The organism is Lactobacillus sp. UBA5813 (genome assembly GCF_002417895.1).
GTDB lineage: Bacteria > Bacillota > Bacilli > Lactobacillales > Lactobacillaceae > Lactobacillus > Lactobacillus amylolyticus.
The window spans coordinates 1-20,087 of record NZ_DICZ01000007.1; the positions used below are offsets into that span (position 1 = coordinate 1).

Below are 20,087 nucleotides of genomic sequence, written 5' to 3' on the forward strand. Positions count from 1 at the left end.
AATATTCCAGCTACAAAGGAACCATTGGCAAGATTGCGCCCAATTTGATCAAACGCAACTTCTTTGCCATTCGGCCTAACATGAAGTGGTATACAGACATCACTGAATTTCACTTGCATGGTCAGAAGCTTTATTTATCGCCTATTCTTGACGGCTGCGCAGGCGATATTGTTGCTTATTCAATTTCTCGTCATCCAGACATGCACTTAGTGATTTCAATGCTTCATAAAGCCTTTAAGAAGCATCCAGCTTTAAATGCACTAACTTTTCATTCTGATCAGGGCTGCCAGTATCAAAGCTCGATGTATCAGCACGAGCTAAAGCTTCATGGCATTACCCAAAGCATGTCCAGAAAAGGCAATTCTCCTGATGATGGGCTGATGGAAAACTTCTTTGGCCTTCTAAAAACAGAGATGTTTTACGGCCAAGAATACAAATATCACAGCTTAAAACAGCTCAAAGAAGCTATTGAAAAATATATCAAATACTATAACGAAGAAAGGATAAAGAGCAGACTAAAAGGCCTGACTCCGAATGAATATCGGAATCAAGCCTTAATGAATTAGTCTATAAATGTCCAACTTTTACGTCTCAGTTCAGAATGTGTGGAGTTTTTTTATTTATAGTGCTACAGTACTTAAAAATTAGGTAAGTACATTGCAATGGTATTTCCCATAACAACTAATCCACCCGTAATAATAGTTTCTTAAATTTGTAATTTACCATGATGAGGTCCTTTCAGTGCAAAAAAGAAATACAAAAATTCCTATGACAGTTGGTCCGAAATTTAAAGTAATCAGAAAGAAGAATCATGTATCTCTCAAAAGCTTAGCCCAAAAAGTGGGAATAACCTCAACCTCAGCATTATCTAGATGGGGACGTGGTGAAACAGGGCTTCCTGTAGAAATCTTTGAAAGACTACTTACAACTATGAATATTTCATACTAATTATAGCTGAAATAGAAATAAAACAAGTAATTGCAAAAGTTGAATTTGCTTATCAAGAAAATGATGTAGAGAAATTAAAAAATTTGTCATTCCAATTATTGGAAAAATATCATCATGAAAATGATGAATATTTGAAAAAAGAGGCTTTAATTAAATCTGCTATTGCTTTGAATTTCTATTTTGATTTATCAGGACAAGATCTTTCTGATGATGAATATAAAAAGGCCTTAGCCGAACAATTTGTGGGTATTAAGCATTGGTTTAAGAAGGAAATAATTCTATTTGCTAATATACAATTATTACTTAATTCAGAAGAAGTTTATAAACTGTCCAGATCATTGATTAGTGAGGTACATAACCAGGATTTAGTTTCGGTTGTTACAAGTAATACTTTATTAAATGCTGTATTTGTTTTAGTAAAAGATAAGCAACCTGATAAAGCTAAAGTAATTTTGAATACAACAAGTAAGTTGAATTATTCTAAAAATGATCTTTTGACTAATGTAAGAATCAAATTTATGAATGCTTTATTAGCATATATTGATACTCATAAAAAGTATGTCATTAGTCAATTTCTAGATTCTTTAGAAGATAAAAATTTAAAAGAGAGCTATACATTTGCATTTCTTCAAATAAAATATATTTATAATTTTGGTAATAATTAATTACCGACATAAATTCGAACGTATCATTTCGTTTTGTTGTTAAAAAATCCCTAATTAGGGATTTTTTAACAATTTATTTTCAGGAATCATATATGATATAGGTGCTTTGGTAATAAGGCAAAATTGAGGTTTCTAATCAGCAGAATTTCGACTGTTTAGAAACCTTCTACTATAGTTAAGGAGAATTTTTATGAAAAAGACTAAAATTATTGGCATTGCTGCAGCTGCACTTCTAGCTGTAGCACCAATTTCGACAATCGTTAGTGCTGCTGGTACCGCGCAAACAACAGACACAACGCAAACTACAAGCCAAGATACTACACAAGCAGTTTCAGCTCAATACACTCATAGTAGAAAAACTGAAACGATTAATCCAAATAATCAAACATTCCAAATTGCTGCTAACTCCACATTTGACCCAACCAATATTACTTTGACAAACGGGGACACAGTAAAAATTTCGGGTAAAGTATCAATCGTCGCAAATCCCGTTGATACTTCAAAGGCCGGTGAAAGCTTCACCGTTCAATTATCTGGAGAAAATAATACAACCATTTCTTATCAAGTATACGTAAAACCTGCTACTTCAATTCAATTGTATCTTCCTGATAACCAAAAATATGTCAAAGGTTTAGGAGATACAGATACTTTCTATCAAGGCCGTACTTACTACGTTGGTAACCTTATTAGATACGAAAATGGTGAATTCTACACTGGTGTTTCAACAGTATCTGAAGCTTCCGCAAATGCAAATAATAATGCAACACTCTGGATTCAAACTAAATATTTAGCAACTAGCAAGGCCTCTACACCAAGCCTGGTTCAAAAGACTGTGATGCATGCAGCCCAAGGATATACAGCAGCTGGAACTAAGACTAAAAAGAAATTTTCAGCCTTTAGTACAGTCTATGTAAAAGCTGATCCAATTCATATCGATGGTGGTCAATATTATACAAGTGGTGATTTCTATCAAGTTTACAATGCTGATGGAACCTACACTAATTACTACATCAGGGTCTCCAACATCGATGACACTAAGCGTACATTGACCAAAAATGCCTACATCTACGCAACAAGCACTCGCCGCGCTACCAAGACAGTCCTCAAGAAGGGCACAACAATCACTACATACGGTGGTTCTTACAAGTTTAAGAACGGTAAACTTTACTACAGAATTCAAGGTGCAACCGCCACAAACAAGCGCTACGTAAAGGTTGCAAACTTTAAATAATCTAGGCTCACATAAAAAAGTCACCATTCTATTTCACTTAGAATGGTGACTTTTTTAATCATTTTTATCTAACCATCTGCACAACAGATCAATATATTCATCAGTCTTCTGCACAAACGGCATATGGCCGCAATATTCAAATAGTTGCCATTCACTGCTCTTAATTCTGTCATGCATCGACTTCGCAACATATGGCGTGCATAAATCGTCAGTCCCGCTAGTAATTAAAGTCGAGACCTTTATTCTATCTAATTTGTCTGTGTATTCATAATCGTGTAAATTGCCTTCCGGCGTGTATTCATTTGGTCCCCACGCAGTTTCATAAGCCAAGGTTCCGCCCTTTTTCTTCCGGCGCACGCATTCAGGCAAATCAGCACTCATCTTGATAACATGCTGACTCATGAAGTGGTCGTTAGCTTTCAAATAAGCAGAGCCAGTAAAACTGTCCTTGTCTTCAGCTGCTTTAATTGCTGCCTGTTCGTCATCCGGCAAATATTTGATCATCCGGTGGAGCTCTCTTGACCACAAACTAGCTGAAGCCAAAGTCGAGGAGAGGATCACACTTTTAATTCCTTCAGGTTGATAATCGCATAAATAAATGATTGCGAGCATGCCGCCCCAAGACTGACCCAACAGATGGATTTTCTTTAATCCCAGCTGCTCACGCAAATTCATCAATTCTTTTACCCAAGTTTCCTTAGTGTAAAGTTCTGGGTGATCGTCAGGGATGCTTGAATTGCCACAGCCCAACTGGTCATACATGATAATTTGACGCTGATTCTTGGCAGCCAATTCATCCAAAACCTCAAAATAATTGTGGCTTGATCCAGGACCGCCATGAAGCAAAACCAACGGTGCCTTCGAACTTTTAGTACCTACAATTCGATAATAAGTTTCATAACCCATGAATGGGATTTTTCCTTCAGTAATTTGCATCATTTTCACCTAAAAATAAATAAACAAATATTGAACAAAAACAGAATCAATACAAAAATACACCAATCATTGCTGGTCAACGGGATCTTAATGATTGCCGACCGCTCTTTTCCTTCAATGTAGCCATGAGATTCCATTCCCTGAGCTAAATTATCAGAGGAGGATAAAGCCACCAAAATTGCTTTGAAATACAAAATCGGTGACCAGAAGCTCAAATATACGCCCCGCATCATTGCCGCTGTTCTGATTCGTTTCACCGCCATCTGCATGCGCGGAATAATATTCAAGGCTGCCAATACTCCATATGCGAATTTGCTCGGCAAATGCAGATTTTGTTCAAAAGAACGGGCCAACTGAGCAGCTATTGTTGTTTTAACGACACAGGCAATGCTCAAAACATAAACATAAACACGGCTGGCCAATACCCATGCATAATAATGATCCGGCTTGGTTGAAAACCAGTACAAGGTCGCAAAAATAGTAAATGCCGCGATCAACGGAACTGTCAGCAATAAGCCCAAATCCTTAAGCGAGATCTTGTGCCACAGCAAATAAAGCAGTGCACAAACAATGACGATGCTATTCGTAGTCAAAGATGCCTTCAATGATATTTCCAGGGAAATAATAAAAACTAAAATGAATTTTAGACTGGGATTCATGCTTGCACCTCACTTACATATTTTAGCTTCTGTGCCTCAAAAACGAGGTGGTAGTCGCATAAATCTGAGAGCTCGGCTACTTGATGGCTGATGATTAAAAAGCTCTTATGGAGTTCTTTTTGGCTCTCTTGCATTAAAGCAATTACCTGTTTGATCGATTCGTGATCTAATCCAGACAAAGGCTCGTCAATAAGCAAAACTTCATGCTGACCAAGCAGCATAAGCAGAATCTGCAGCTTCTTTTTCTGCCCACCAGATAAAGAATAAACGATTTGATCCAAATGAGAGTCCAAATGGAGTTTCTTAAGTGCGGCCGCAATTCGCTCATCAGTAAAAAATGAATTGCGCGTTTTCTTGCTTAATTCGATCTCTTCACGCACGGTCACTTTTAAAAATTGATCATCAGCTGCCTGAAAGATTTGTGCCACTTGGCGCAGATACTTCCGCGGCTTCAATTTGCTGATCTCATTTTGGTGAAAACAGAGGCTGCCGGAATAAGGAATCATTTGCGTTAATGCCTTAAAAAAAGAAGTTTTGCCGACACCGTTAGGACCGGTAATCAAAACGTTTTTGCCACTTTCAAGCTGCAATTGCTCCTGCATCAGTAAAGTACGCCCTTGCTTTATTTCTGTTTTGTTCAATGAAAACAAAGACTGAGCTATCTTATTAGGCAATGCAAAGGAAATCTTTTTTAGCGGTTTAGCTGCAAATAGTGCATCTTTTTCCTCATCGTCCAGCAGCGTGATTGTCTTATTTTTCATTTCGTATACTCGGTCGCAAACAGCGGTATAATCCGTGAAAACATGATCGCTAATGACGATCGTCTTGCCTTGATCGCGCAACTGTCCTAATTTTTCAATTAAAAATTTCCGTGCTTCTGGATCACAACTGGCAAAAGGCTCATCTAACAAGAAAAGATCTACGTCCATTGCTACCAGCACCGCTAATGCTACCCGTTGCTTTTCGCCACCAGATAAAGTGCTGATCTTTTGATCGAGCATTCTGCTAATCTGTGTGAAGGTCACAGCCTTTTTCAGTCGGCCTTCATATTCAACCTGATTGAGCTGCAAATTTTCTAACGCAAAAATAATTTCATCGCGCGGGGTAGCCATTGTAAACTGTTCACCAGCGTTTTGAAACATCATCGCATGACTTAAAGAGGTAATGACTCGGCCCTTTGTATGACCAGCATATTTAGGATATAAGCCGGCCGTCAATTTTAATAAAGTCGACTTGCCACAGCCGGTAGGCCCGATTAATAATGAAAATCCATTAGGTATTGTAAGATTTAAATTTTTGACAATATAATCATCTTTTTTGTAACTAAAATACAGATGATCAAATTTAATTGATGCCATCATAAAATTTTTCCATTAAATAAAACTAATATACTGTCTCTATTTTAACGAATGTTACCACTTTTTGGGATATAATGTTTCTATAGATGTATAGTTATACAAAAGGGAAGGTGGACCAATGGCAGCTGTTGCTCTAGATCAATATCTGGCTAGTATTTTGCGTTCTAACAACGAAGATACCAACGAAATCAAGTTGAAAAACGGCAATCCGGATTTTGATCTTTTTTCAATCTACCTTGAAAATTATAATAAGGGTCTGCATTATTATTCTAACGATGTAGCGACCATTCTATATGTAGTTAGCGGCGAAGCAATTGTAAAAAGTGGCGAAAAGAGTTTAGCAATGAAGGCAGGAAATGTTCTTTTGCTAACTGAAAACGCCAAATATGAAGTTGAAAGTCAAACTCAAGATACGGTATTAGCGAAAATAAAATTCCAGCCCGGCTTCAACTATCGTAATTTCTTTAAAGATTTTGCTTATCAAGGCAGCAGAGAAGAAAAAATTATTAAACAAATAGTCTCTAGCCTGATAAATGAACATGTTTTGTGGCTCAAGAATAATCAGATTACGCGTGCATCACAAGTAATGCAGCACATCATTAATGGCTATTTGAATAACGAATTGTTTGCCAGAGCTCTAATTGGGGCTGAATTGACAGTTATGATTATTTTATTGATTAGAACTCAGCGTTTGGTAACGCCAGCTAGTCTTGATAAGACGAAATTCGAAGGCAGCGTGCTCGATAATTACATTGATAATCACTTTACTGATATTACGTTAACTCAAGCAGCAAAGGACTTCGGCTTTAATCCAAACTACTTCTCAAATATGGTTAAGCAAAAGACAGGCAAAAGCTTTGTCAGTCATGTTGATGAACGCAGAATGCAGGAAGCACGAACCTTGCTAGCCCAACCAGATGTTTCGCTTAAAGAAATCATTGGCCGGGTTGGTTATTCAAGCAAGTCCTTCTTCTATAAGAAGTTCAATCAATATTATGGCGAAACGCCGGCAGCGATGCGTGAACGATTATTCCGGCAAGCAAATATTAATTTGAAATAAAAAACAGATCTCAAAAGAGATCTGTTTTTGTTTTGTCTACATTTTTTCTAACCGAGCAATGCGGTCAGCTGTTGGCGGGTGAGTGTCGAATAGACTGCCACCGCGATGTCTAAATGGGTTTTCGATATACAGGCCGCTGCTTGAACGATCGGCTTGCTTCATTGGCTGGCTGCCCTCGATTTTTTGCAAAGCGGAAATTAAGCCATGCGGGTTACGGGTGAGCTCAACTGAGCTGGCATCAGCCAAATATTCACGATTGCGGGATAATGCCATTTGCGCTAGGGATGCCGATAATGGTCCCAAAATTAGGACAAAGACAATCGCAACCACTTTAAAAATCATTTCAATCACGTTACTGTCACGATCATTATCACGATCGCCGCCACCAAACCATATAACGCGGCTTGCCACGCCAGAGAGAAATGAAATGACGCCGACTAATACAACTGCAATTGTCGATAAGCGGATATCATAATTGCGAATGTGTGATATTTCATGGCCCAATACGCCTTCAAGTTCTTCGCGATTCATCATGTCGAGCAACCCCTGAGTAACTGCAACGGCACTATGATCAGGATCACGACCTGTCGCAAAAGCATTGGGGCTTGGATCGTTAATAATGAAAACTCTTGGCATTGGAACTTGGCCGACCATCGCCATATCCTGAACGATGTGCCACAATTGTGGGTTGTCCTGCTCATGAATTTCTTGGGCATGATTAAGGCTCATGACCATATTTGCGGGATTGCGCATTACCAAGAAAAGATAGAGCAGACTAGCAACCAGAGCAATAATAATTCCGCTCCACGGCGAATTGCTGAAGAGATAGCCAAAGCCAGCACCAACTAAAGTTAAGATCACCACAAAAACAGCCATAACGACCACAGTTTTGCGCTTGTTACGGGCAATTTGCTGGTATAACATTTTTTAACCTCTAAAACTTAACCTTTGGAACTTCTTTTTCTGCAGCATCAGTTTGCAAGTAATCCACTTTAGTGAAGTGATGGATTTTCGCAATAATGTTGGATGGGAAAGTTAACAGCTTTTGATCATATTGAGCAGCAGTTGAATTGTAAAGCTGACGGGAATAAGCAATTTTGTTTTCAGTATTAGTCAATTCTTCTTGCAGACTTAAGAAATTTTGGTTGGCCTTTAAATCAGGGTAGTTCTCTGATAAGGCAAAAATTGTCTTCAAGGAATCAGTTAATTGGTTAGAAACCTTTTGAATTTCCTCACGGTTGTCAGCAGGAATCTGCGTCAATTGGTTGCGCAATTGAACTACTTTTTCAAAAGTTCCGCTTTCGTGCTTAGCATAGCCTTTAACCGTTTCAACCAAGTTAGGAATTAAATCATTGCGCCGCTTAAGTTGAACGTCAATTTGACTCCAAGCCTCATCAGTATAAACCTTTGACTTTTGTAAGCCGTTATAAATAGCAATGTAGATTGCAATAAGCAAAACAAAAATGATTAAAATAATCCACATTAATGGTGACATTGTAATTCCTCCATCTGTTAAATATTTAATATCTATTTTACCGAAAAAGCCTTTTTTTTGGATACTAAAAAGACCTCTTAATTGGCGTCTAAGCTGAATTATTTAATTTTAAATTCTAAATATTAATAGCAAATAACCCACAATGGTTAGAATGATCAAACCAATGAATTGCATAATCGACCATTGCTTAAAGAACTTGCTCTTGCTGACGGTGGCGTGTTGGTTGAAAGTCTTCATAACCAGCATGTTGGCCATTGAACCAATTGCAGAACCAAAACCACCAATGTTGGAACCCAAGAAAAGGGCTTGAGCATAAGTAGTAAACTTACCAACTAAGATAGTTGAAGGAACGTTGCTCATTACCTGACTTGAGATAATTGAGGTCAAGTAGGTTGAAGTCTCTGAGTGAACCATCATGTGAATAACGTTGACGCTTGCCGGAATTTGCTGAATATCACTGATGAAAATAAAGAAGCCAGTGAAGGTTAACAGTAGAGCATAGTCGATCTTGAGCATGATTCGCGGGTTGATCATCAAAGCCAAAATAATTGAGACAATCATTGGAATGATAATTGGCACTACCCGGAATACGCCGAAGAAGAAGAAAATGAAAACGGCAGTAGTAATTAAAGTCAGACGCCAGTTGATTTCAATGCTTTCAGTCTTTTGAACAGGAATCTTTTCTTTGGGGATAAAGAAAAAGACAATTCCCAGAATAATCAAAGAAACAATTAGGTATGGTACGGACCAGGAGAAAAATTCAAAAGCAGACACATCATAGCGACTAACTAAGAAAATGTTGTGTGGATTTCCCCATGGCGTAAAGGCCGCACCAACATTTGCACCCATGCCAATTAAAGTTACCGGCAAGATCTGCGGCAATTTATATTTTTTGGCGATGTTTAAATACAATGGTATTAAGGTTAAAGCGGTAATATCATTTCCTAAAAACATTCCGGAAATAACCGATAATAAGGTAAACAACATGTTGAGCTTACGAGTATTATCAGCAATACTGGTTAGTTTGTAGGCTAAAACATCAAGTACGTGCAAGTATGCATATATTTGGATAATTGTCAGCATTGCGGCAACAGAGAATAAAGTATGTAAGTTAATATCCTCTAGTCGCGGTCTAGCAAAAAAAAGACTGACTACCGTGACGAAGACGGTAATCTGCAAAATTCTATCTTTAGCAATATTCTTTAAGACGGTCATAAAAGATCCCCTCTCATATTACAATCGTCTAAAAACCCTATCTACCATTTTGTGCCTTTTTGTTCAGGTTCGCAATATTTAATTCTTAAAAAATAAAGATAGTGTACCATTTTCTAGGCAAATAATTTGAGAGAAAGGACTGTTTCTTGCTATACTTTAGCAAGTAAAGCAAAAAGAAAGGCAGAGTGGTTTAAGATGAAGATCTCAATGAAGATAAAGCCTGAAGCACTGGCAATTATTAAAAAGAAGATGGATGATGACCATCAAATCGTTCTTCTATCATTAAATGACGGTTCAAATAAATATTCTAAAAAAGGCGGAACATGTACGATTGGTGATAGTTTCCAATTCGTCATTTTAGATAAGCGCGATCCGGAATATGATATTAAAATCGCCAATGATGCTGGACTAGACCTTTATACAGCTAAGCCTGAAACTACTTTTTTAGAAAACGGCTTAGTTGTTAACGCGCGCAATTCAACTTTGAGCTTATCATCTGATAGCGGAATTATTGATGGTGGCGTGACTGTCACTAAATTTGAAGGTAATAAAATCAGTAAAGATGATTTGCTTAACGGTGGTCAATGTTAATCAAAATCAAGAGTCTGGAGAATTCCAGACTCTTTTTAGTTTAGAATAGAAATCAGGTGGAGGAGACAGAGAGACAAATGAAAATATACAATGATTTGACAGGCTATTTTCGTGAATTTAAGCAGCACTGGCTAGGATATTTGATGTTGCTGTTAGGTCTGGACTTGTTTAATCAAATAATTGTCATTCCGTTATTTCGCTATGTGACGACATTTATTTTGCAGGCTAGTGCCATTCCATTTGTTTCTTATCAAAATATTGTCACGATTATTACGACTAATACCTTTGTCTTTATCATTCTGATCATAGAATTGCTGCTGCTGCTGATTGTCATTTATAGTCAGTTCGCGTTCATGTTGCTAGGAATAAGGGCGATTGCCAATAATGATTTTACTTTGAAAACTGTCTTTAAAAAGAGCTGGCAGTGCATCTTACGGATCAGACCTGGCTCACTCTTAGTCTTGCTACTTTATTTCTTATTGGTTGTGCCTTTTGCTGACATTGTGTTCAGAACTCCGCTGCTTGCAAAAATTCAAATCCCTGAATTTATTATTGATTACATGACCAGAACTCCGCTTTTATTGACTATTCTGCTTGTTTTTTATGCGGTAGTTCTTGTTCTAGGAGTTCGACTATTATTAACGCTGCCATTGATGATTTTTAAGCAGAAGAAAACAATTCAAGCAATGAAAAGCAGCTGGCAGTTGACCAAACACAAAAAATGGTGGCCACTGATTCTGCGTCTGCTTGTTTTGGCAGTGGTTACAACACTTGCCATCGGCATTGCCTATGCTGCAATTTATGGCTTGCAGCTGCTGTGGGATCTATTGCCTGGGAAATATGCACCATTGACTTTTGCAATTATCAACCTTTCGCTGATTCAAATTATTAGTGACCTTGCCTTTGTTGCTTCAACGGTTATTGGTTTATTGATTATTTTTACACCATTAAAATTAGAAAAAAATGCTGCTGAAAAACAGAAAAGGTCATTTTCTAAATTGCTGATTAGCGCAACTTCTGTAGCAGCATTAATAATTATTGCCAGTGCCGGCGTTACTAATGCTCTTTATTTAACCGGCGTGAATAGTAAAGCACCACTAATCATTTCTCACCGCGGCGTGAGTGATAAAAATGGCGTTCAAAATACAATTGCGGCCTTGAAAAAGACCGCTAAAGAAAAGCCGGATTTTGTAGAAATCGACCTGCATGAAACAAAAGACAAGGAATTCGTAGTTCTGCATGACGAAACCTTAGCCACTCTAACCGATGTTAATAAGATGCCAAGTGAATTAACCTTAAAGCAGCTGACGAAGCTGACAGCTAAAGAAGACGGGCATACAGCTAAAATTGCCAGCTTTGACCAATATTTGAAAGAAGCACAAAAACTGCATCAAAAATTGCTGATTGAAGTTAAAACGACGCCGAAGGACTCAAAAAAGATTTTGCAGCGTTTTAATCGTAAATATGGTGCAACGATTCTAAAAAATGGTTATCAAGTTCAGTCGCTGGATTATCGGGTCATTGAAGGTCTGCATCAAATAAACCCTAAGTTGGAAGTGCTATATATCCAGCCTTACAACTTTACTTATCCCCACAGTGTTGCTGACGGGTATTCGATGGAATATTCAACTTTGAATTCTGACTTTATCTGGCAGGCCCATCTGCAGCATCATCCTGTTTATGCTTGGACTATCAATGATAAAGACCTGATGAAAAAGATGATGTATGACCAGGCTGATGGAATTATTACCGATAATGTGAAGATGGCAAAGCAGGCAATTAAAGAGTTCCAGGATACTTCCAGCTATGCTAATCGCATTTTGAATTATATAATTGTTGTTCACATGCCAAATGATCTTGAGGTCTAATTATAAAGAAAACTTGATCTAATGCTGGTTGCATGTTAAACTAAATTAGATTTTCGAAAATCTGAAAGGAAGTATAGCTATGCGTAAAGGTGAAAATTACAACACTGGTTGTGAACCAAACCAAAGACCTAAGAACAAGAGAAAAGCTAAGAAGCGTGTTGCTCACGTAGCAGCCGTAGTTTCATTCTTGAACAAGGCCGCAAAAGACGAAAACAAGTAGTCTTTTTATAAATATTGAAATTAAGGGCAGTGAACTCAGTTCACTGCCCTTTTTCTCTTTCAAAAGAAAATTTGCATCATGTTTGATTCTTTGGTAACATAGTAAAAATTTTTAAGCAGTTGTACTAAGGAGGATAAAACATGGGATTAAATGCATATATTCAAGGTTTTAATAGTTTAGAGTCAATTGATCGTGCACCAGGCTACTTTAAGTACCATCACCACTCAGTTGCTGATCACTGTTTCAGAACAGCTGAATTAGCGCAAATGATGGGTGATATCGAAGAAGTAAAAGGCAAGCAAAAGGTTAATTGGAAAGCTTTATATGAAAAGAGCCTGAACCATGATTATACTGAGCGTTTTATTGGTGATATCAAGACACCGGTTAAATACGCTACTCCACAATTGCGTAAAATGATTGGCGATGTTGAAGAAACCATGACGCATAAGTTTATCAAAGATGAGATTCCAAAAGAATTTCAAGAAATTTATAAAAAGCGGCTTGCTGAAGGCAAAGATGATACTTTGGAAGGCAAGATTTTATCAATTTGTGATAAGCTTGACTTGCTTTACGAAGCTTATGGCGAAATCGAATTGGGCAACCCTAATCCGGTTTATATGCAAATGTTTAAAGAAAGTTTGGAAACGATCAAACAATTTGATGATTTGGCTTGTGTTAAATACTTTATTAAGCATATTTTGCCTGATTTGTTTAAAGGAGATTTCGCTGGCAAGGATAAGATGCAAAGAATAGCTTTTAGCATCTTGCTAATGGGGGACTAAGACGTGAAATTTCAATGCAGCTCATGTGGACTTCGGATGGACTCGCTTCATTTTAAGCAGTCCGGTTTAATCAATCTGAAGTTGACTAGTATTTGCGATATTTGTTTGCAACGGGGAGAAAAGGCAGAGAATTTTGGCAATTCTACGATTGAGACCTTTACTAAGACTTTGCTTTACTCCTTTGTTGGTAAAAAAACTAATGAAGAGCAAGAAAGCTTCTTTGTTAAAACCAAGCAAGATCGCAAAAGCTATGAAGCTTTTTTGCAGGATTATGATGGCAATGAGCTCGCTGAGCAGCAGGTATCTAGAAAGAAATTTAATCAGGCAATAATTGATAGCGAAACAGGCAAAATTGATTACCTTCCTGATCAAGGCCGGGATTTTCAATATAATCTGGAACATCTAGGCTTGAAAGTTGATTTTCAGCTGAATGAGGTCGACTTTATCGATCGGGAGCGCATCAGAGCGAAGTACCATTATCGCTGCCAGTATTGTGGCCGCCGTGGTCACAGTGTTGATCATAAAGATCCAGTTTCCTTATCGCATAATAACGATATGGATAACTTGATTCTGTCTTGCAGCGAATGCAACCGCATCAAGTCGAATATGCCGTTTAAGCTGTTTAAAAAATTGAATGATCAAATTCCTGAAATCAACCAGAAATTAGTCAAATATGAAAATGCGCTGGGCACCTTGCAGGAAGAATTTGAACACCGGCGCAGAAAGTTAGCGGGTCAGGTTCACTTAAAAGGAGTGATCAATGATCCGGAACTAAACGTGATGAGAAAGCAAAATAAGAAATTGCAGGATGCAATTGACAGTCTGCAATCAGATTATGATGCTTTACGTAAAATTCGCGAAAATCACTTTAATACAGGTTGGAAGATTGCTCAGGAAAATAAGCAATCGGATATAATTTAAAAAAAGGCATCCTCATTGAGGATGCCTTTTAGATTGACTAGTTAATTGATTTTTTCTTCTTTTTCAAATAAGTACTTATTCCATCTAATATCTTTTTGAGTGGTTGGGTGGAAAAGCAAAAATGCCAAAAGCAAATCGCCAACGTAAGGGATAGCGCAGATCCACCACCACCAGCCAATGAAGCCGGCATCGTGCAAACGACGTACCGTATGGCCTAATTCAGCCAAGAATGACCAAACAGCAATAGCTATTGAGAAAAGCGCTAAGACGAGCAATAAAACAAGTGCTTCGGTTGGAATATTAACATTAGCATTTTCACCTTTAATATAATATGGGATGAAAATGAGGAACATTATTAAATAAGCCAGCAGCAATGTGATTGTGCTAATTAAGCAGCTAACGGCAGTTCCAAGCCAGAATGAAGTTCTAGTTGAACGAGCATTCCATTTGAAGCAGTCAAAGAAGTGTTCCTTTAAAATTTGACCAATCGTTGGTACAGGTACTTTTTCTTCTTCAATTGCTGGATAAGCTTCACCTTTGTGGTATAAATAAGACCCCCACTTAACTGATCTTTGAACTGAAGGCTGCAAAGTTAAATAGAAAATAAACATTGCACCATAACCAGTAAAGTTAGCCCAATACCAATAGCCGGAATAACCAGTATCATGCAAGCGGCGAATAAGTTGGCCCAAATTTGCCAAAAAGACGTAGACAAAAATGACAACTGAAATTACGCCATCGATCCATTTAAGTCCAAGATCAATGTTGCTGCTGAAAACATAGCTCATAATCATTGTGGCGAGCAAGATCAAAATTGCATTGACCAAAGCGCTCAACCAGTAGGATTTACGAGTGGTTCTAGCCTTCCAATTGAAGGGATGCAAGAAGGTTTCGTTTAAAATTTGTCCGAAGCTTTCTGCAGGTGGTTTAGGTAAATTTTCATCATAAGGTTTGATGAAATAGTAATCTCTGTTATTCATGTTTTTCCTCCTAAGTAGAATACTTTTTTATTTTAAGCAAAAAGAGCCGAAAGCACAATCTGCTTCCAGCTCTTTTTAGTTTTAAAAGTCCATCTTTCTGAAATTGCTCAAGAACTTTTGCGTCTTTTCATTCTTAGGATGATCAAATAATTCCTCAGGCTTGCCTTGTTCTGTGATTACGCCATCGCTGATAAACAATACGTTGTCAGAGATTTGCTTGGCAAAACCCATTTCGTGAGTAACGATCACCATCGTTAAACCGGTCGTAGCCAATTTTTGCATAGCGTCCAATACTTCGCCGACCATTTCTGGGTCCAAAGCACTAGTTGGTTCATCGAATAGCAGAACTTCTGGGTTCATTGAAATTGCTCGTGCGATTGCCACCCGCTGCTGCTGACCACCGGACAATTGGTTAGGTTTAGCGTTGATGAAGGGTTCCATGCCGACCTTTTTCAAGTTGGTCATGGCGATCTTCTTAGCTTCTTCTTTAGAACGTTTAAGCACTAATTCTTGACCAATCATGCAGTTTTGCAAAACATTTTTATTTTCAAAGAGGTCAAATTGCTGGAAAACCATGCCTACCTTAGCTCTGAACTTGTTGCGATCGTAGCCTGGTGCCAAAATGTTTTCACCGTGGAAATCAATTTCGCCACCGGTAGGTTCTTCAAGCAGGTTAATGCAGCGAAGGGTAGTAGATTTACCGCTGCCTGAAGGACCGATGATTGTGACGATTTCACCTTTATTGATATCAAAAGAAATATCACGTAAAACCTTATGATCGCCAAAGGATTTTTGAATATGCTTTAAACTTAAAATCTTTTCGTTACTTTCAGTCATTAGTTGTTAGCCCCCGCATCCTTAGGTGAACCAACTTGTACTTGGTTGGCCATTAACTTGTAGTTCTTATTGCCTTCAAGCCGTTTTTCGATAAAGTTGAAGATTCGAGTAATCGTGAAGGTCAATACTAAGTAGATTGCTGAAATCGTTAAGTATGTTGGGAAGAATTGGAAAGTTTGACTGGCAATTGTTGTACCAACAAAGAACAATTCAGAAACTGAAATGATACTCAATACTGAAGTATCCTTGATGTTGACGATAAATTCGTTGGTAATTGATGGCAAGCAGTTCTTGATCGCTTGTGGCAAAATAATATGCCACATTCTCTGGTTGTGTGTCATTCCCAATGCGCTTGCGGCCTCAAACTGACCTTCAGGCGTTGAATTGATCCCACCACGGATGACTTCTGCCAAGTAGGCACCGGTGTTGATTGAAACGATAATCAAAGCGGCAACCGTTCTGTTTAAATTCAAGTGCCAGAATTGCGCAATTCCGTAATAGATAACTGCGGCCTGAACCATCATTGGCGTACCACGGAAGACTTCAACATAGACTGATAAGAACCATTTAACAATGTTTAAGCCCCAGCGCTTGCCGCGCGTAGTTGGGGTTGGGATTGTCCGGACGATTCCGACCAACAAACCGATGAAGAAACCAACAACAGTACCGACTAAAGCAAGCAAAAGCGTCATGCCGACACCGCTAAGAATCATATTACCGTATTGCTTCCAAGTAGAAACAAGCCAGTTTTCTTTCTTAGCGCTGCTGCCAGCTTTAGGCTGCTGCTTAATTGCAGTTGCCATTAATTGGTTGCGTTTCTTAGTAGGGATGGTTTTTAAAATAGCGTTAACTTGCTTTAATAATTTGGTATTGCTCTTCTTAACCCCGATGCTGACAACTGAATCGTCATGGTCGACATGGAAACCAGGCATCTTGTTCAAGTTAACAGCAATGATGTTAGGGTTAACGTTGCGGTAGCTTTGATATTCGATATCTTCAGCAACATAGCCATCAATTGTGCCGGAAGCTAAGCTTTGACGCATTGATGGAAAGTCCCGCATTGCAGGTTCTCTTTTAGCACCTTTTAATTGCTTAATCAAAGTGTAGTGCAAAGTACCTTGCTGAGCAGTTAACTTGGCACCTTTGAAATCAGACAGCTTCTTAGCATTTGAGTACTTGCTTGCCTTGTTCACGATGACAACAAATGTACTCTTTCTGTAAGGTACAGTAAAGTTGATCGCCTTGCGTCTTTCAGCTGTTGGACTCATTCCGGCAATAATTAAGTCAATCTTGCCAGAAGTCAATGCTGGAAGAAGACCGTCCCATTCAGTCTTTTCAACAATAACTTTTTTATGCAATTTTTTACCAATAATTTTGGCAATTTGCACATCATAGCCGTTGGCGTATGAATGTGAGCCATCAATTGGAACAGCACCATTAGCAATGGTGGTTTGAGTCCAATTGTAAGGTGGATAATTAGCTTCCATTCCAATCTTTAATACGCCGGAATTTTTAGCAGCTTCAGTCCGATGACTGTTGAAGCTAAGTCCCATAAATAAACTGAGGAGTACTGCCAACATTGCAGCAATCCAATTAAATCTTGACTTCAATGAAAAAACCTCCAAATGTTTTCTACATAAAGCCAATACAATAAAAGCGTAAATAAAAACCTCGCTGTTTCCAAGAACAACGAGGCGTAAATCATCAGTATTAAAACCAAATCATATAGCGCTCCCTGGGGACGAACCAGGACAGTCTACAGGATATGTTCCTGCAGCCCAACAAAAATGTTTCACGAAAAACAATTCTGTTTCGGCGATAAACCTAAAATTAAGGATCAAAACCTTCGTGAGTTCACATTAATTTTGTGATTATCGCAACCTCTATTGCATTGGGAAAATTATTTAACTGCTGAAAAGATTAAATGATTTTTAATATTTTGTCAAGTTAGAATTGATTATTTTTTATTAAAAATGTATATAATAAGGGCAAGGATGAAAATAAATGAGGACAAAATGAACTATTCAGAATATTTTACCAACCGTTCAACTGATGAAATTACTAAAGACTTAATCGGCCGTCCTTTAATTTTTATCAGTCATGGCAAAAAGCTTGGCGGCTACATTGTCGAAGCTGAGGCCTATATGGGCAAAAAAGATAGGGCGGCGCATTCATACGGCGGACGCAGGAGCCCGGCAAATGAAGGTCTTTATCGCAAAGGCGGCACAATTTACATCTATTCGCAGCGGCAATACTTCTTTTTTGATGTTGCCTGCCAAGAAGAAAATGAGCCGCAAGGGATTTTGATTAGAGCGATTGAACCTGTTTGGGGAATTGATGAAATGACCCAAAACCGCAACGGCAAAAATGGCGTTTTATTAACCAATGGTCCTGCAAAAATGATGCAAGCTTTCGGCATTCACAGACGCAACTGGGATCTGCATTTTCTTTCAGATTCGCCATTTGCAATTGATCTGAATGATGAAAATAAAAAAGCAGCTCAAAAGATCATTGCTTCGGCAAGAATAGGGATCAATCAATCTGATCCTATTTGGGCCAAGAAAAAACTGCGCTATTATGTAGCTGGAAATCCGTATGTTTCTAATATGAAAAAACGTGAGATGCAAGAAGATCACGGCTGGCAAAGGAGATAAAAATGGGTGAAATTAAATTAGTCAGAATTTATGAACATGAGCAACCTAATGGCTACCGCATTTTAGTCGATCGGATGTGGCCACGCGGCATTAGCAAGGTTAAGGCTGCACTGGATGAATGGAATAAGGAAATTGGCCCCACGACTGAACTGAGAAAATGGTTTAATCATGAAGATGAAAAGTTCCCAGAATTCAAGGAAAAATACCTTAGCGAACTAGAGCAGAATGACTTTACGCCAACTTTTCTGCAAACAGTTAAAACCAAATTGGCTAGTGGCGATGTAGTGTTTCTTTATGGTGCGAAAAATAAAGAGCACAACCAAGCGGTCGTGCTCAAAGAATATGTTGAGAAACATTTATAATTTTTTATGTCCATGTCTTTTAACGCGGACGAAGTGGAAAATAATCGTTAAGCCTAAAATCGTGAAGACGATTATTGCAAAAGCAGTGTTCGGCATTTCCCATCTTAATGGTGGCAAAGCTAGCAGCAGCTTTAAAGCAATGATTCCGATTAGAACATAGGCCATCGGCTGCAATTCAGGGATAATTTCCATCAACCTGATAATGATTTCGGCAACTCCTCTCATGCAGAGAATACCGATCATACCACCGATTAAAACAACAACGGGATTATCTGAAACTGCCAAGGCAGCTAAAACTGAGTCGATTGAAAAGACGATGTCCATTGATTCAATTGAAATAACTGTCCGCCAGAAAAGGGAAAGCACGTGCTTTCCCTTTTTCTTTTTGCCCTTAGCAGCGGCACGTTCTTCTTGACGTTCCTTCTTTTCTTTTTCATGTTCAGCAGCTTGCTTAGGGTGACGCTGATCATAGAAAAATTTAAAGCAAAGGTAAAAAAGATAGATACTGCCGGCTAATTTTATTTCCCAGAAGTTGATTAGATATGTTCCGATACCAATTACGATAAAGCGAAAGAGGTAGGCACCCCATAAACCATAGAAAAGGGATTTTTCCTTTTCGCTTTTGGTCGGCAAAACCTGCGTCTGCGCTGCTAAAACAACAGCGTTATCAACTGAAAGCAGGCATTCCATCAAAATCAGCGTGAGGATAATCATCCAATTTTTGCCGCTGGTTAAGACATGCGCCCAATTGCTTAAATCAAAAAATGGCGCATACAGTTTAAGAATTGTCATGCAAATAGCTCTTTTCTAAATTAAGTAAACGTGCTTTTCCCTTTGATCCTAAACGATAGCCACCAATCATTCCGTTAGCCATAATTATGCGGTGGCAGGGAATAAAGATTAAAACGGGATTTAAAGCGATGGCATGTGCCACAGCCCGCACGCTTCTCGCACTATCAAGCGAGGAAGCAACATCGCCATAACTAACTGTTGAGCCATAAGGAACTTTAGCCACAATTTTCAAAACGCTGCGCTGAAAGGGCGTTCCAAACTCAGAAATGTCAATGGGCACATCGAAATAATGGCGCCTGCCGGCAAAATATTCCTTTAATTGTTGAGTATAAGGCGCTAGCCGAGCAGCATCCGGTTAGGGTAATAACTGAAGATGGGAGATGCTTCGTCTCCTTTAAGGCCAACGTAGGAAAGGCCTTTGTCCGCAATTGCTAGAAAGTAGGTCCATGGTTCAATCGTTACGTAATCATAATAAAAAACGTCAGCCATTTTTCCTCACTACTTTCTATCAAA

The 20,087-nt window shown here is 38.5% G+C and carries 22 protein-coding genes, 1 pseudogene and 1 riboswitch; of the genes and pseudogenes, 12 read left to right on the forward strand and 11 right to left on the reverse strand.

The genetic code is table 11. From position 1 onward, the window contains the following. From B2008_RS01000 to B2008_RS01015, 4 genes are all read left to right on the forward strand, one after another. Positions 1-566: IS3 family transposase (locus B2008_RS01000; RefSeq protein ID WP_286822230.1), on the forward strand; the 566-nt coding region annotated here is incomplete at its 5' end. 175 nt (positions 567-741) lie between these two features. Then, the gene (locus B2008_RS01005) at positions 742-948 is read left to right on the forward strand and encodes a helix-turn-helix domain-containing protein (protein ID WP_281830087.1); all 207 of its coding nucleotides are present in this window, start codon (positions 742-744) and stop codon (positions 946-948) included. Positions 949-1,031: 83 nt separating this feature from the next. Further along, positions 1,032-1,613 carry a hypothetical protein gene (locus tag B2008_RS01010; RefSeq protein WP_281830089.1) on the forward strand — a complete coding sequence of 194 codons (582 nt, stop codon included), beginning with the start codon at positions 1,032-1,034 and terminating at the stop codon, positions 1,611-1,613. A 190-nt stretch (positions 1,614-1,803) separates the two neighbouring features. Further along, positions 1,804-2,844: an SLAP domain-containing protein gene (locus B2008_RS01015; protein WP_281830090.1), complete on the forward strand. Its 1,041-nt coding sequence runs from the start codon at positions 1,804-1,806 to the stop codon at positions 2,842-2,844. A 54-nt stretch (positions 2,845-2,898) separates the two neighbouring features. On the opposite strand, the gene pepI is transcribed toward B2008_RS01015, so the two are convergent. The 3 genes from pepI to B2008_RS01030 are packed head-to-tail and all read right to left on the reverse strand — an operon-like array spanning position 2,899 to position 5,800. After that, on the reverse strand, positions 2,899-3,783 hold the full coding sequence (gene pepI / locus B2008_RS01020) for a proline iminopeptidase (RefSeq protein WP_281830091.1): 885 nt from the start codon (positions 3,781-3,783) through the stop codon (positions 2,899-2,901). Positions 3,784-3,785: 2 nt separating this feature from the next. Continuing rightward, positions 3,786-4,439: an energy-coupling factor transporter transmembrane component T family protein gene (locus B2008_RS01025; protein WP_281830092.1), complete on the reverse strand. Its 654-nt coding sequence runs from the start codon at positions 4,437-4,439 to the stop codon at positions 3,786-3,788. Beyond that, positions 4,436-5,800, reverse strand: a complete 1,365-nt coding sequence (locus B2008_RS01030) for an ATP-binding cassette domain-containing protein (RefSeq protein WP_281830094.1) — start codon at positions 5,798-5,800, stop codon at positions 4,436-4,438. The genes B2008_RS01025 and B2008_RS01030 overlap by 4 nt, the downstream gene beginning before the upstream one ends. A gap of 115 nt (positions 5,801-5,915) precedes the next feature. Here B2008_RS01030 and B2008_RS01035 point away from each other — a divergent pair, with 115 nt between their 5' ends. Next, the gene (locus tag B2008_RS01035) at positions 5,916-6,857 is read left to right on the forward strand and encodes a helix-turn-helix domain-containing protein (RefSeq protein ID WP_281830096.1); all 942 of its coding nucleotides are present in this window, start codon (positions 5,916-5,918) and stop codon (positions 6,855-6,857) included. 36 nt (positions 6,858-6,893) lie between these two features. Here B2008_RS01035 and htpX read toward each other — a convergent pair whose 3' ends face one another. From htpX to B2008_RS01050, 3 genes are all read right to left on the reverse strand, one after another. Next, on the reverse strand, positions 6,894-7,781 hold the full coding sequence (gene htpX, locus B2008_RS01040) for a zinc metalloprotease HtpX (protein ID WP_281830098.1): 888 nt from the start codon (positions 7,779-7,781) through the stop codon (positions 6,894-6,896). A 10-nt stretch (positions 7,782-7,791) separates the two neighbouring features. Continuing rightward, the gene (locus B2008_RS01045) at positions 7,792-8,352 is read right to left on the reverse strand and encodes a LemA family protein (protein ID WP_281830100.1); all 561 of its coding nucleotides are present in this window, start codon (positions 8,350-8,352) and stop codon (positions 7,792-7,794) included. Between the two features lie 108 nt (positions 8,353-8,460). Beyond that, positions 8,461-9,567, reverse strand: coding sequence for an SLC13 family permease (locus tag B2008_RS01050; protein ID WP_281830102.1), 1,107 nt, complete (start codon positions 9,565-9,567; stop codon positions 8,461-8,463). 195 nt (positions 9,568-9,762) lie between these two features. On the opposite strand from B2008_RS01050, the gene B2008_RS01055 reads away from it, so the two are divergent. The 5 genes from B2008_RS01055 to B2008_RS01075 all read left to right on the forward strand — a co-directional run bounded on the left by B2008_RS01055 (position 9,763) and on the right by B2008_RS01075 (position 13,949). Beyond that, the gene (locus B2008_RS01055; RefSeq protein WP_040457397.1) at positions 9,763-10,158 is read left to right on the forward strand and encodes an iron-sulfur cluster biosynthesis family protein; all 396 of its coding nucleotides are present in this window, start codon (positions 9,763-9,765) and stop codon (positions 10,156-10,158) included. A 77-nt stretch (positions 10,159-10,235) separates the two neighbouring features. Beyond that, a complete protein-coding gene (locus tag B2008_RS01060; protein WP_281830106.1) occupies positions 10,236-12,026 on the forward strand; it encodes a glycerophosphodiester phosphodiesterase in 1,791 nt (596 codons plus the stop codon). Positions 12,027-12,105: 79 nt separating this feature from the next. Continuing rightward, the gene (locus B2008_RS01065) at positions 12,106-12,246 is read left to right on the forward strand and encodes a hypothetical protein (RefSeq protein ID WP_281830107.1); all 141 of its coding nucleotides are present in this window, start codon (positions 12,106-12,108) and stop codon (positions 12,244-12,246) included. Between the two features lie 140 nt (positions 12,247-12,386). After that, positions 12,387-13,028, forward strand: a complete 642-nt coding sequence (locus B2008_RS01070) for a YfbR-like 5'-deoxynucleotidase (RefSeq protein ID WP_006352510.1) — start codon at positions 12,387-12,389, stop codon at positions 13,026-13,028. A 3-nt stretch (positions 13,029-13,031) separates the two neighbouring features. Continuing rightward, a complete protein-coding gene (locus B2008_RS01075) occupies positions 13,032-13,949 on the forward strand; it encodes an HNH endonuclease (protein WP_281830109.1) in 918 nt (305 codons plus the stop codon). 41 nt (positions 13,950-13,990) lie between these two features. Here B2008_RS01075 and B2008_RS01080 read toward each other — a convergent pair whose 3' ends face one another. From B2008_RS01080 to B2008_RS01090, 3 genes are all read right to left on the reverse strand, one after another. Next, the gene (locus B2008_RS01080; protein ID WP_281830111.1) at positions 13,991-14,929 is read right to left on the reverse strand and encodes a DUF805 domain-containing protein; all 939 of its coding nucleotides are present in this window, start codon (positions 14,927-14,929) and stop codon (positions 13,991-13,993) included. Between the two features lie 81 nt (positions 14,930-15,010). Continuing rightward, positions 15,011-15,766: an amino acid ABC transporter ATP-binding protein gene (locus tag B2008_RS01085; protein WP_281830113.1), complete on the reverse strand. Its 756-nt coding sequence runs from the start codon at positions 15,764-15,766 to the stop codon at positions 15,011-15,013. Beyond that, a complete protein-coding gene (locus tag B2008_RS01090; RefSeq protein WP_281830115.1) occupies positions 15,766-17,376 on the reverse strand; it encodes an ABC transporter substrate-binding protein/permease in 1,611 nt (536 codons plus the stop codon). The genes B2008_RS01085 and B2008_RS01090 overlap by 1 nt, the downstream gene beginning before the upstream one ends. A 108-nt stretch (positions 17,377-17,484) precedes the next feature. After that, positions 17,485-17,660, reverse strand: a riboswitch (Lysine riboswitch). Positions 17,661-17,781: 121 nt separating this feature from the next. Here B2008_RS01090 and B2008_RS01095 point away from each other — a divergent pair. Both B2008_RS01095 and B2008_RS01100 read left to right on the forward strand, forming a co-directional pair. Continuing rightward, positions 17,782-18,420 (forward strand): DNA-3-methyladenine glycosylase, encoded by a 639-nt coding sequence (locus tag B2008_RS01095; RefSeq protein WP_281830117.1) that lies wholly within the window; start codon positions 17,782-17,784, stop codon positions 18,418-18,420. Positions 18,421-18,422: 2 nt separating this feature from the next. Next, entirely contained in the window at positions 18,423-18,782 is a 360-nt protein-coding gene (locus tag B2008_RS01100; RefSeq protein WP_281830119.1) for a DUF488 domain-containing protein, read from the forward strand. Here the strand turns inward: B2008_RS01100 and B2008_RS01105 are convergent. Next, the gene (locus tag B2008_RS01105) at positions 18,777-19,574 is read right to left on the reverse strand and encodes a TerC family protein (RefSeq protein ID WP_281830121.1); all 798 of its coding nucleotides are present in this window, start codon (positions 19,572-19,574) and stop codon (positions 18,777-18,779) included. The genes B2008_RS01100 and B2008_RS01105 overlap by 6 nt on opposite strands. After that, positions 19,561-20,063: pseudogene (locus B2008_RS01110) on the reverse strand (methylated-DNA--[protein]-cysteine S-methyltransferase). Before B2008_RS01110 ends, B2008_RS01105 begins: the two are co-directional and overlap by 14 nt. Between the last annotated feature and the right edge of the window lie 24 nt (positions 20,064-20,087).